The organism is Mesorhizobium sp. (assembly GCF_041661565.1).
GTDB lineage: Bacteria > Pseudomonadota > Alphaproteobacteria > Rhizobiales > Rhizobiaceae > Mesorhizobium.
In genome coordinates this window covers 1-12032 of the sequence record NZ_JBAZUD010000145.1, presented here as the reverse complement: position 1 = coordinate 12032, position 12032 = coordinate 1, and the positions used below count along the sequence as shown (strand labels likewise).

The following is a 12032-nucleotide window of genomic DNA, read 5'->3' as shown; positions in this document are numbered from 1 at the left end:
CCGGGGGCACGAGCCTCGTCGCCAATTGCGGCTACAGCCATGGCTATTCGGTGCTCGAGGTCATCGACAGCGTCCGGCGCGCTTTCGGCCACGCTTTCGAGGTCAGGATGGGCGATCGCCGCCCGGGTGACGCCGCCGCGGTGGTCGCCAATTCGGACCTTGCCCGGGCGGAACTTGGCTGGACGCCGCAACGGGACGATCTCGACCAGATCGTTGCCGATGCGCTGGCCTGGGAGCGTATCCTGACCAGCAAGAACTCGGCACGCGGCTGAGCCAAGTTCTTCCCAAGGGGTCGCAAGGCGCTCGGCGAAGCGCTATGGAAGGCACTCGCGGTCGGGCGTGGAGGCGCCGCGCCGCGAAGAGCTTTTGGGGGATGGCATGAAGATAGTGGTGCTCGGAGCCGGCGTTGTCGGGACGGCGGCCGCCTATTATCTGGCGGCCGATGGCCACGAGGTCACCGTGGTCGAGCGCCATCCTGCGCCGGCGCGTGGCACCAGCCAGTCGAATGCCGGCCTGGTGTCACCGGGCGATGCCACGGCCTGGGCCTCGCCGGCGGCTCTGAAGACATTTCTGCGCGCGCTCTACAACCATGATCTCGGCATCAAGGTGCGGCTGCACTTCGACCCCTATTTCCTCGCCTGGAGCCTGCGTTTCCTGCGCCAGTGCACGGTGGCGCGGCTGCGCGCCAACAGCCAGGTCAAGCTGCGCCTGGCGCTCTATTCGCGCGAGTGCATCAATGCCATCTCGGCCGAAACCGGCGTCCACTATGACGAGCGCAAGAAGGGCATCCTCTATTTCTTCCGATCGCAGCACAGTCTCGACACCGGCACCGACAATTATCGCTATTTGGCCGAACATGGCCTGCCGATCGAGATCGTTGGCCGCGACAGGCTGGTCGAGCTTGAGCCGGGCCTCGCAGGCGTGAAGGAAAAGATCGCCGGTGGAGTCTATTCGCCGATCGACCAGACCGGTGATTCCAAGTTGTTTGTCGACAGGCTGGCCGCTTATGCGGCCGAGAAACTTGGCGTCAAATTCCTGTTCGGGACCACCGTCGAGGGCCTCGATATCGAGGGCGATCATGTGCGCGCGGTGATGACGTCCGGGGGTCCCGTGGCCGCCGATGCGGTGGTGATCTCGATGGGCCCGGAAAGCGGCCTGCTCGGCCGCCGCTACGGCATCGACCTGCCTGTCTACCCCGTGAAGGGTTATACCGCGACGATCCCTTTGGAGGACGAAAGCATGGGACCGACCATGGGCGGCGCCGACGAGGATAGGCTGATTGGCTATTCCAGATTGGGCAACCGCCTGCGGATGTCCTCGACGGCCGAATTCACCGGTTTCGACCGCAGCTTCAAGCCCGCTGATTTCCAAACGATCATCAGCACCGGCAAGGACCTTTTCCCTGGTGCCTTCGACGAGAAGAAGGCGGAATTCTGGGCTGGGCTTAGGCCGATGATGCCGAACTCGGTGCCGGTCATCGGCCAGGCGCGTTACAAGAACCTCTATCTCGACACCGGACATGGCCACGTCGGCTGGACGATGGCCTGCGGTTCGGGAAAATTCCTCGCCGACCTTGTCGCCGGTCGCAAGCCCGAGATCGATCCGCAGGGGCTGGTTTACAGGAACTGAGGGATGTCGGGACCGCAAGTCGCCATCGACCTTGGCCGCATCGAGCGCAACGCCCGCACCATCGTCGACCGCTGCGCGCTTTCGGGCATCAAGGTGTTCGGCGTCACCAAGGGCACCTGCGGCATGCCGCAGGTGGCGCGGGCCATGTTGCGTGGCGGCGTTGCCGGCATCGCCGAGTCCCGCTTCGAAAACATCCGCCGGCTGCGTGACAGCGGTATCAACGCGCGCATCATGCTCTTGCGCAGCCCGCCTATGGCGCGCGTCGAGGAGGTGGTACGCACCGTCGACATCAGCCTGCAGTCGGAACTCGCCACCATCCGCGAGATCGCGCGCATCGCCGAGCGCATGGGCCGCGTGCATGACATCATGCTGATGATCGATCTCGGCGATCTGCGCGAAGGCATCTGGCCGAACGACCTGATCCCGACGGTCGAGCGAATCCTCGAATTCAAGGGCGTGCGCATCGCCGGCATCGGCACCAATCTCGGCTGCTTCGGCGCCATCATGCCGACCGAGGAAAATCTCGGGCAACTGGTCGCGCACGCCTACAAGGCCGAGCGACTGTCCGGCAACAGCCTCGACTGGATTTCCGGGGGCGCCTCGTCGTCACTGCCGCTGCTGCTCGAAGGCAAACTCCCGGCTGGCATCAACAATCTGCGCGTCGGCGAGGCGATCCTGCAAGGCGGCATCGAGACCTTCCGCGATGTGCCATGGGCCGAGCTCGAACCCGATGCCTGCCGGCTGACCAGCGACATCATCGAGGTCAAGCTCAAGCCGTCACGGCCGATCGGACAATCCGGCTACGACGCCTTCGGCAACCAGCCGGTCTTCTCCGACGATGGCGACAGGCTGCGCGCCATCGCCAATATCGGCCGCGAGGACGTACTGGTCGAGGGTCTGACGCCGATCGCCAAGGGGATAAGGGTGCTCGGCGCCTCCAGCGACCATTTGATGCTGGATGTGCAGGACGCCGATCCGCCGCCGGCCGTCGGCGACCGCGTCGCCTTCCGCATGAGCTATGGTGCCATGCTGCTGGCGATGACCTCGGAATATGTCGAGAAGGCGCCGATGCACGACGTCGCCGACTTTTCCGGCCGCAGGATGGTGTCGATCGCGGCCGACCGCGAGGCCGCCGGCATTCTTGCGCGGGAAGGGACCGGCGCGCGGCTGGAGGCGATGAATTTCGATGTCGTCGAACTCGCGGACATGGAAAGGCCGCCCTCGGGATTGATCCGGTTGACCGTCGGCGCCGACCGTCGCGTCGCACACAAGGCGCTGACGGCGATGGCGCGGGCGACGCATTCCTTCGGCCTGATATGGATCGATTCCATCGCCGCCCTGATGCCGGAAGACGAGGATGGCATCGATCTGCCGGAAGCCTCGGTGCTGGCGCGGACGCTCGGCCTCGATCACAAGGCCGGGGCTCTGCAGCCGCAGCTGTCGCCGGAGAATGTCGTCATCGTCGGTCTGCGTCATGCCGATCCTGCGGAGGTGAGGGTGCTGAAGGACTCGCGTGTCTCGGCCTTCACCATGACCGACGTCGACGCCATGGGCATGCGCGACCTGATGCATGAGGCGATCCGCGTCGCCACCTCCGGGACCCAAGGCTTCCATGTCAGCTACTCGCCGACCGCAACCGAATTCGCCGGTTGGGGGGCGGGGTCCGGCGGACTGACGGTGCGCGAAACGCACCAGGCGATGGAGGCGATCGCGCTGTCCGGCGGTCTGCTGTCGATGGATGTCTCCGGCCTGACCAAGGATCTGGAGCCCAGGATCGGCACCGACACTGTGAACTTCGTCATGTCGGCCTTCGGCAAGCGGATCCTATGATCAATCCCGTGCTTCGACCGCCGCGCGCCAGGCGCTGACATAGTTCGCCCAGGCCGGGTCGGTCGGCGGCTCTATTCTTTCGCCCTTGCCGTGCGCCGTTACCTGATCCGATGCCAGCAGGGCTGCGCCAATGCTTGTGCCGGTGGCGGCCTCCGAGGCGATGACGCTGCGGGCCGTCGCCGCGGCCAGCATGCCGACGAACAGGCGATTGCGGGCAAAGGGCCCCTCGACCGTGGTCGGGCCGTCGGCGCCGATCAGCTCGAGGCAGGTCGCCGTCATCAGCGCTAGATAGAACGAGATGGCGGCAAAACGCTGGCCGGTGTCGATGCCTTCGGCGCTGAGCCATGTCGCGGCGTGGTGCGGGAACGGCCCCGAGCCTTGCTGGGTCGAAGGCAACAGCAACGTCCTTCGCGCCAGCACGACGCCGGCATCCTCCTCGGTCCAACTCCCTGGCAGCCCTTCCGTCAGCAGGGAAAATTCGCGGCCGCCCATGAAGCGGGCAGAGGGAACGGGATCGCCCAGCGCATTGACATTGACCAGCGTATCGCGCGCCGCATCCAGCACGACCTGTCTGCCGCCGACCGCCATCGGCACCACCCAGGTGCCGGTCGAGACCACCGAGAAGGGCGGCGTGTCGGCGAGCAGATGCGGCAGCAGCGAGGCGTTGGAATCGTGTAGGCCGCAGAATACCGGCACTTGCGGATCGAGGCCGGTTCGCGCGGCAAGTGCCGGCAGGATCGGCCCAAGTCGCTCTCCCGCCGGCCGCACTGGCGCCATCAGGCCGCGCCAATCCAGCTGATCGACCAGCGACGAAAAATCCGCTGTCCATAGGTTCCACAGATCGGTGTGGCAGCCAAGCGAAGTCACCTCGTTGGCGGCGACCCCAGTCAGGCGCAAGGCCCAATACTGCGGGTACATCAGCATCGTGGTGGCCTTGGCGAACTCAGCCGGGAACCGCTTCTGCTGCCAGTAGAACTGTGCGCCGAGATTGAGGCCAAGAGGCAGGCGCGGCGTCCCGGTCTGGTCGAAGGGCGGACGGATCGCGTCATACTCCGCCGCCAGCCCGTCGGGTCCGTCGAATTCGTAGTCGAGTATCGGCAGCACCAACTCGCCCGAAGCGTCGACCAGCGCGCCCGTCGCGCCATGGGTGGTGATCGAGATGGCATCGATGCGTTGTTCACGGCTGAGGCCGGCGAGGCTGTCGAGGATGAACGCCCACAGCGCCTCGACATCATGATGCGGGTAGGGCGCCCGCAGCAGCGGCGCATTCGCCATACGGCGCAGCGCCACCTCGCTCAATGTGACAAGATCGACCAGCGCCACCTTGGCGTTGGTCTTGCCGATATCGATGACAGCGACATGGCGGATCGCGCTCATGTCATTCAAGCCGTCCTGCCCAGCGGCGGGCTATCCCGGTCGCCCTCCTCCGGAGCATCAGCGTCCCCCTCGCAGCCGCCGCCAAACGATCGGCAAGGCGATGACGATGATCAGCAGCAGGCCGATGAAGATCGACATGACGATGCCGGGCACGTTGAGCAGGCCGAGCCCGAAGGTCACCAATCCCATGATCAAGGCGGCAAGCACAACGCCTACAATGCTGCCGGCCCCGCCAAGGATGCTGACGCCGCCCAACACCACCATGGTGATCACTTCCAGTTCATAGCCCTGCGCGATCGATGGGCGGGTCGAGCCGAGGCGCGAGGTGATCAGCACCGAGGCGATGCCCGACATCAGCCCGGTCAGGCAAAACAGGACGAACTTGATGCGGCCGACGCGCACGCCCGAAAACTGCGCCGCGACCGGATTGTTGCCGATGGCAAAGATACGACGGCCGAAACTGGTGCGGTGCAACAGGAACCAGTAGACGACGGCCGCAATGAGGAAGAGCACCAATTCGAACGACACCACCCACCAGACATAGCCCTGGCCGAAGAACGCGAAGCTTTCGGGATAGCCCTTGTAAGCCTGGTCGCCGAGGATGATGAAGGCGATGCCGCGAAACAGGCTCATCGTGCCGATGGTGACGACGATCGACGGCAGGCCGAGCCTTGTCACCAGCAGCCCGTTGAAGGCGCCGCAGCCGAGACCGACAAGGATGCCGATCAGCACCAGAACCGGCGTATCGGCGCCGGCCTGGACCGCCATCCCCATCAGCGTCGAGGCGAGCGCGATGATGGCGGCGACCGACAGGTCGATCTCGCCGGAGATAATCAGCAATGCCATTGCGAAGGCGATCAGGCCCTTTTCGGTGAAATTGAAGGTCAGATCAGACAGCGAATAGGGATCGAGGAAATAGGGCGAGGCGAAGCTGTTGACGACGAAGATGGCGACGGCCACCACGACCAGCAGCGCTTCCCAGGAAAAGATCGCTGACGAGAGCGGCTTGTCGAGCCGGTCGGGAATATGACGAGGGGCAGGGATGTCGGTCATGCCGCTTCTGCTTTTCTCAGGATGATGCGGCCTTGCTGGCGTTCGCCACGCGCATTGAGCACGACGGCGAGGATGATGGCGCTGCCCGAGATCGCCATCTGCCAGAAGGGCGAGATGTTGATGACCGGCAAGGCATTGGAGATGATGCCAAGGAACAGTGCGCCGAGGACCGCGCCGCCAACAGAGCCGATGCCGCCGGCGATCGAGATGCCGCCGATGACGCAGGCGGCGATGATGTTGAGTTCATAGCCATTGGCAACCTCGACCGAGGCGATCACGTAGCGCGAGATCCAGAGGTAACCGGCAAGGCCGCCGACCATGCCGGAGATGCAGAACACGATGAATTTCGTCCGGCCGACATCGATGCCGGCATAGACCGACGCCGTCGGATTGACGCCGATGGCATAGATCGAGCGGCCGAGCGCGGTGCGCGTCATCAGCACGAAGAACAGCGCGATGACCAGGATGGCGATCCACGACAGCACCGGAATGCCGAGCAGGGCCGCGCGCTGGAAGCCGATGAAGTCCGGGCTCATCTTGTCGGCATTGACCCAGGCGCCGCCGGACAGGACGAAGGTGGCGCCGCGATAGATGGTCAGCGTGCCCAAGGTCACCACGATGGAGGGGATGTTGAGCCGCCACACCAGGAGGCCGTTGATGGCGCCGAGCACCAGCCCGACAGCGAGCGCGATGACGATCAGCAGCGGGATCGGGATCGCGGGATGCGCGGCGTTCAGCATCGCCACCACCATGCCGGTGAAGCAGAGATTGGACGCCATCGACAGGTCGATCGACCGCGTCAGGATCACCACCGTCTGGCCCAGCGCCAGGATCATCAGGATCGAGGTGTCGTTGAACACCTGGCGCAGATTGCCCGGATCGGCAAAGGCTGGAAAGCGCGTCGAGATCAGGCCGATCAGCACGACGATGGCCGCCAGCAGCCAGATCTCGCGGTATTTGAGAAAGGCTTTCATGCCGCAATCCCCGCCGCGGTCCTGACCAGCGTTTCGGCGTCGAGGTCCTTGTTTTCGTAAACGGCGGCGACGAGGCCTTCGCGCATGACGATAACCCGGTCGGACATGCCGAGGATTTCGGGCAGCTCTGACGATACCATGATCACGGACAGGCCTTGCGCCACCAGTTCGGCCATGAAGCCATGCACGGCGGCCTTGGAGCCGATATCGATGCCCTTGGTCGGTTCGTCCAGGATGATGACCTTCGGCGCCGTCGCCAGCCATTTGGCGATGACGATTTTCTGCTGGTTGCCGCCCGACAGCGTGCCGACATCCTGGCTGAGCGAAGAGGCCCTGAGATCAAGCCGCTCGGTGTAGGAACGGGCGAGCGAAAACTCCTCCGCCAGCCGCAACAGGCCTGACTTGGACGTACGCTTAAGCGAAGGCAGAGAGACATTCTGGAAGATCGGAAGGCCGATCACCACGCCTTGCTTGCCACGTTCTTCAGGCACGTAGACGATACCGGCATCGATCGAATCCGCCGCAGATTTCGGCGCGATCGCCTTGCCTTCCAGCGTGATCGTGCCGCCCGAGATGCGCGTGATGCCTGATATCGCCTGCATCACCTCGCTGCGTCCGGCGCCAACGAGACCGTAGAAGCCGAGGATTTCGCCCTTGTTCAGCTCGAAGCCGATATCCCTGAATTCGGTCGGGTGTGACAGGCCGGAGACAGTGAGAACGGGCGCGCCGATCTCGGCCTTGCGCTGCGGAAAGATGTGGTCGACCGAGCGGCCGACCATCATGCGAACGATCTGGCTCTGGCCGGCATCCTTGATCAGGCCTTTGCCGACCATCTCTCCGTCGCGGAACACTGTGTAGCGGTCGGCGATGCGGTAGATCTCGTCGAACTTGTGGCTGATGAACAGGATCGCCTTGCCCTCTTCCTTGAGGAACTCGATGAGCAGGAAAAGCTCCTCGATCTCCTTCATCGAGAGCGCGGCGGTCGGTTCGTCCATGATGACGATCCGGGCGTCGATCGACATGGCGCGCGCGACGGCGACCAGATGCTTGTTGGCGATGCCGAGATCCTTCAGCCGCGCGTCGGCGTCGATATGGCCGGCATGCATGGTGTCGAGCACCTCGCGTGCATCCTTGCGCATCGTGCGCCAGTCGATCAGGCCGAGGCGGGTGCGCGGCGCGTGGCCGAGAAAGATGTTTTCGGCGACCGTCAAATCGTCGAACAGCACGGTTTCCTGATGAATGGCGGTGACGCCATGGCCGAAGGCGGCGTGCGCGCTGGGCAGGGTTACAACCTGGCCATCAATGCTGATCGTGCCCGTGTCGGGCTGGTAGATGCCGGTCATGATCTTGACCAGCGTCGACTTGCCGGCGCCGTTTTCGCCAATCAGCGCCGTCACCTGTCCCGGATAAAGCGACAGGCTGACGTCGTGCAGCGCGCGCACGCCCGGAAAGCTCTTCGCGATCCCCGCCAGCGCCAGGCGCGGGGCGGCCTCCTCCTCTTGGAGAGGGCAGGCAGTTTGAGCGAGGGGGTCTACGCGCATATCAAGGTCCTGGCATATGGAGATGTCGCCACCCCCATCCCGTCTCGCCGGTTTGTCTTCCCACACCGCCTCGCGACCCTCCCCGGAACGGGGAGGGTGCAAGCGCACTGGATCAATAGATCTTGGAGAACTTCTCGATGTTGGTTTTGTCGAACTGGAAGGGCGGAGCCATCGCGGCCGAGTTGGTGTCGTCGAGCGTGACCTTGCCGACGCGGCCGATCGACAGCGTGGCGCCGGGCTTGGCCTTTTCCTTCTTCACCGCCAGGTCATGGGCGAGGTAGACGGCGGAGTAGCCGAGGTCGATCGGGTTCCACAGCGCGACCGCCTGGCTGGCGCCGTTGTCGATGAACTTCTTGAACTCGGACGGCAGGGCGAGGCCGGTGACGTTGACCTTGCCGATCAGCTTCTCGTCGGTGACGACCTGGGCGGCGGCGACGACGCCGACGGTGGTCGGCGCGATGATCGCCTTCAGGTTCGGGTAGGACTTCAACAGGCCCTTGGCCTCGTCCGTGCTCTTGGCCGAATCGTCGTCGCCATAGACGGTGGCGACGAGTTTGATCTTGGGGAACTTCTCCGGCAGGATTTTCTTGGCCGCGTCGATCCAGGCGTTCTGGTTGGTTGCGGTCGAGGAAGCCGACAGGATGGCGACGTCGCCGCCTTCCGGCAAATAATCGGCGGCAAGCTTGATGATCGTCTCGCCGATCAGGCCGGTGTCGGAGGGGTTGAGGTGCAGCTCGCGGCCTTCCTTGGCGACGCCCGAATCCCACGAGATGACGGTGATGCCGCGCTTCATCGCCTTCTTCAGCACTGGCACCAGGGCGTCGGCGTCATTGGCCGAAATGGCGATGGCGTTGACCTTCTGCGCGATCAGCGAATTGACCACCTCGATCTGCGCTTCGGCGGTTGCCTTGGTCGGGCCGGTATAGATGATGTCGACATCGCCCAGTTCCTTGGCCGCCTCTTCGGCGCCCTTGTTGGCGGCATCGAAGAAGCCGTTGCCGAGCGACTTCACCACCAGCGCGATCTTGACGTGTTCGGCGGCATAGGCGGCATTCACGAACATGGCGGCCGAGAAGGCCGCGGTCACCATCAATTTCTTCAAAAAGCTCATCGTATTCCTCCCTTGAGTGTTGCATTCCATCGCCGCCGCGGGCGTGAGGTGTCTCAGGCCAGCAGTGAAGATTCTTCCTTGTTGCTTGCCGACTTGCGGGCGACGATCAGCGTCACGCCGGCGGTCTCCAACATCTTGGCCTCGCGATCCTCGATCCCGTCATCGGTGATGACCTTGGCGATGCGCGTTAGGCCACACAGGATCAGGCTCGAGCGTTTGCGGAATTTCGAGGAATCGACCAGCACCACGAGCTCGTCGGCCTGGTCGATCAGTTTCTGTTCCGCCTGGATCAAAAGCGGGTCGCCTTCCATCAGGCCGAGCGGGCCGAGTCCCTGCGCGCCCATGAACATGCGTCGCGCATAGAAGTTGCGCGTCACGTCATTGTCGAAGGGCGACAGGATGATGTTCTGCTCGCGGTAGATCGTGCCGCCCGACAGCATCACGGTGTTCTTGGAGTGCTTGAGCAGGTGCTCGGCGATGGGGAAGGAATTGGTGAAGATCGGCATGCGGCGGCCGGTCAGGAAATGCACCATCTGGAACGTCGTCGTGCCGCCATTGATGATGATCGGCTCGCCGTCCGCGCATAAGTCGACCGCCTCCCGGGCGATCGCGCGTTTCTGCGAAGCGTTGAGCGTTTCGTTGACGGAAAAGGGCCGGCCGGCCAGGCCGATGAATTGCGGCGGCGAGATCGCCTCGGCGCCGCCGCGCACCCGGCGCAGTCGCTTTTGCACATGCAGGGCCGCGATGTCGCGCCGGATCGTCGCCTCGGATGACTGCGTCAGGTCGACCATCTCCTGCACCGTCACTACGGGCTTTTCCTGGACGGCGGACAGAATGATCCTGTGGCGCTCTTTCTCGTGCATGGTTCCTCCCTGCCTGGCATCTAGGCATCCAAAAACAGCAGTGTCAATCATTTCCAATCATATAATTCCATTGTGCAGTGCAATATGATCGATGTTGATCGTTTATGATTGACAAGCATCCGGCTTGCGTAGACATTTGCGGAAAAATGGACCGCGCCTTTTTTGGCGTCCCAGGGAGGATATCCATGCTCGACAAGCGCTCCGGCTCGCGGCTCGCAAATCTCTGGGATGACGCGAAAGCCGTGGGGATGAGCGAGCCTGAGCTTCTGGTCTATCGCTCGAACACGCTCGGTTCCGACAAGCGCGTCACCAACTATGGCGGCGGCAATACGTCGTCCAAGATCTGGCAGACGGACCCGCTCACCGGTGAGAGCGTCGAAGTGCTCTGGGTCAAGGGCTCCGGCGGCGACAGCGCCTCGATCAAACTCGACGGCTTCGCCACCCTCTACATAGACAAATTGCGCGCTCTCAAGGGCCTTTATCGCGGCGTCGAGCACGAGGATGAAATGGTCGGCTTCCTGCCGCACTGCACCTTCAACCTCAATCCGCGCGCTGCCTCGATCGACACGCCCCTGCATGCCTACGTGCCGAAGCCGCATGTCGACCACATGCATCCCGACGCCATCATCGCCGTCGCCGCCGCCAAGGATTCCAAGGCCTTGACCAAGGAAATCTTTGGCGACGCGATCGGCTGGCTGCCCTGGAAACGCCCTGGCTTCGAATTGGGCCTTTGGCTGGAAAAATTCTGCCTGGAAAATCCTGCCGCCAAGGGCGTCATCCTCGAAAGCCACGGCCTGTTCACCTGGGGCGACACGCCAAAGGAGTGCTACGAGACGACGATCTCGGTGATCAACCAGGCGATCGACTGGTTCGAACGCCGCTCCGAGGGTCTCGCCATCTTCGGCGGCGAAGCGGTCAAGTCGCTCGACGCCGCCGCGCGCCGTGCCATCGCGGCAAGGCTGATGCCGAAAATCCGCGGCCTGATCTCGGAAAAGAGCCACAAAACAGGCCATTTCGACGACCAGCTCGCCGTGCTCGAATTTGTCAACTCCAGGGATCTGCGCTCGCTGGCCGCACTCGGCACCTCATGCCCGGACCATTTCCTGCGCACCAAGATCCGGCCGTTGGTGATCGAATTCGACCCCGCAAAGCCCGACGTCGATGCCGTCATGGCCCGCCTCGCCGACGACATCGCGGCTTACCGCGCCGGCTACCAGGCCTACTACGACAGTTGCAAGCACCCGGATTCGCCCGCCATGCGAGATCCCAATGCCGTGGTCTATCTGATGCCCGGCGTCGGCATGTTCACCTTCGCCGGCGACAAGGCGACGGCGCGCATCTCGGGCGAATTCTACGTTAACGCCATCAATGTCATGCGCGGCGCCTCGACCGTTTCGTCCTATGTCGGCCTGCCCGCGCAGGAAGCCTTCGACATCGAATACTGGCTGCTCGAGGATTTGAAACTGCAGCGCATGCCCAAGCCGAAGTCGCTCGCCGGCCAGATCGCCCTGGTCACCGGCGGGGCCGGTGGCATCGGCCGCGCGACGGCCAACCGCCTTCTGCGCGAGGGGGCCTGCGTGGTGCTGGCCGACATCGACGAAGCCGCGCTCTCCAGCGCCAATGAGGAACTGGCCAAAGCCTACGGCAAGGATTT

Annotated in this window: 9 protein-coding genes and 1 pseudogene; 4 read left to right on the top strand and 6 right to left on the bottom strand. The window is 63.7% G+C overall.

Going from position 1 to position 12032, the window contains the following annotated elements:
- The 3 genes and pseudogenes from WC739_RS21030 to WC739_RS21020 all read left to right on the top strand — a co-directional run.
- A pseudogene (locus WC739_RS21030) lies at window positions 1-272 on the top strand (UDP-glucose 4-epimerase GalE); the annotation flags it as partial.
- A gap of 106 nt (window positions 273-378) precedes the next feature.
- Window positions 379-1629 (top strand): D-amino acid dehydrogenase, encoded by a 1251-nt coding sequence (locus tag WC739_RS21025; protein ID WP_372954930.1) that lies wholly within the window; start codon window positions 379-381, stop codon window positions 1627-1629.
- A 3-nt stretch (window positions 1630-1632) separates the two neighbouring features.
- Window positions 1633-3459: an alanine racemase gene (locus WC739_RS21020; protein WP_372954929.1), complete on the top strand. Its 1827-nt coding sequence runs from the start codon at window positions 1633-1635 to the stop codon at window positions 3457-3459.
- Here the strand turns inward: WC739_RS21020 and WC739_RS21015 are convergent, their stop codons facing one another.
- The 6 genes from WC739_RS21015 to WC739_RS20990 all read right to left on the bottom strand — a co-directional run bounded on the left by WC739_RS21015 (window position 3460) and on the right by WC739_RS20990 (window position 10378).
- Window positions 3460-4836 (bottom strand): FGGY-family carbohydrate kinase, encoded by a 1377-nt coding sequence (locus WC739_RS21015; RefSeq protein WP_372954928.1) that lies wholly within the window; start codon window positions 4834-4836, stop codon window positions 3460-3462.
- A gap of 57 nt (window positions 4837-4893) precedes the next feature.
- Window positions 4894-5889 (bottom strand): ABC transporter permease, encoded by a 996-nt coding sequence (locus WC739_RS21010; RefSeq protein ID WP_372954927.1) that lies wholly within the window; start codon window positions 5887-5889, stop codon window positions 4894-4896.
- The gene (locus WC739_RS21005) at window positions 5886-6863 is read right to left on the bottom strand and encodes an ABC transporter permease (RefSeq protein ID WP_372954926.1); all 978 of its coding nucleotides are present in this window, start codon (window positions 6861-6863) and stop codon (window positions 5886-5888) included. Before WC739_RS21005 ends, WC739_RS21010 begins: the two co-directional genes overlap by 4 nt.
- Window positions 6860-8404 carry a sugar ABC transporter ATP-binding protein gene (locus tag WC739_RS21000; protein ID WP_372954925.1) on the bottom strand — a complete coding sequence of 515 codons (1545 nt, stop codon included), beginning with the start codon at window positions 8402-8404 and terminating at the stop codon, window positions 6860-6862. The genes WC739_RS21005 and WC739_RS21000 overlap by 4 nt, the downstream gene beginning before the upstream one ends.
- Window positions 8405-8516: 112 nt before the next feature.
- Window positions 8517-9515 carry a rhamnose ABC transporter substrate-binding protein gene (gene rhaS, locus WC739_RS20995; protein ID WP_372954924.1) on the bottom strand — a complete coding sequence of 333 codons (999 nt, stop codon included), beginning with the start codon at window positions 9513-9515 and terminating at the stop codon, window positions 8517-8519.
- A gap of 53 nt (window positions 9516-9568) precedes the next feature.
- Window positions 9569-10378 carry a DeoR/GlpR family DNA-binding transcription regulator gene (locus WC739_RS20990; protein WP_372954923.1) on the bottom strand — a complete coding sequence of 270 codons (810 nt, stop codon included), beginning with the start codon at window positions 10376-10378 and terminating at the stop codon, window positions 9569-9571.
- A gap of 185 nt (window positions 10379-10563) precedes the next feature.
- Here WC739_RS20990 and WC739_RS20985 point away from each other — a divergent pair.
- A partial coding sequence (locus tag WC739_RS20985) for a bifunctional rhamnulose-1-phosphate aldolase/short-chain dehydrogenase (RefSeq protein WP_372954922.1) occupies window positions 10564-12032 on the top strand: 1469 nt, incomplete at its 3' end.

Excerpts from the sequence above, each read along its gene's own strand:
- WC739_RS21025 (WP_372954930.1), top strand. The coding sequence starts at position 379 with ATGAAGATAGTGGTGCTCGGAGCCGGCGTTGTCGGGACGGCGGCCGCC.
- WC739_RS21020 (WP_372954929.1), top strand. The coding sequence starts at position 1,633 with ATGTCGGGACCGCAAGTCGCCATCGACCTTGGCCGCATCGAGCGCAAC.
- WC739_RS21015 (WP_372954928.1), bottom strand. The coding sequence starts at position 4,836 with ATGAGCGCGATCCGCCATGTCGCTGTCATCGATATCGGCAAGACCAAC.
- WC739_RS21010 (WP_372954927.1), bottom strand. The coding sequence starts at position 5,889 with ATGACCGACATCCCTGCCCCTCGTCATATTCCCGACCGGCTCGACAAG.
- WC739_RS21005 (WP_372954926.1), bottom strand. The coding sequence starts at position 6,863 with ATGAAAGCCTTTCTCAAATACCGCGAGATCTGGCTGCTGGCGGCCATC.
- WC739_RS21000 (WP_372954925.1), bottom strand. The coding sequence starts at position 8,404 with ATGCGCGTAGACCCCCTCGCTCAAACTGCCTGCCCTCTCCAAGAGGAG.
- rhaS (WP_372954924.1), bottom strand. The coding sequence starts at position 9,515 with ATGAGCTTTTTGAAGAAATTGATGGTGACCGCGGCCTTCTCGGCCGCC.
- WC739_RS20990 (WP_372954923.1), bottom strand. The coding sequence starts at position 10,378 with ATGCACGAGAAAGAGCGCCACAGGATCATTCTGTCCGCCGTCCAGGAA.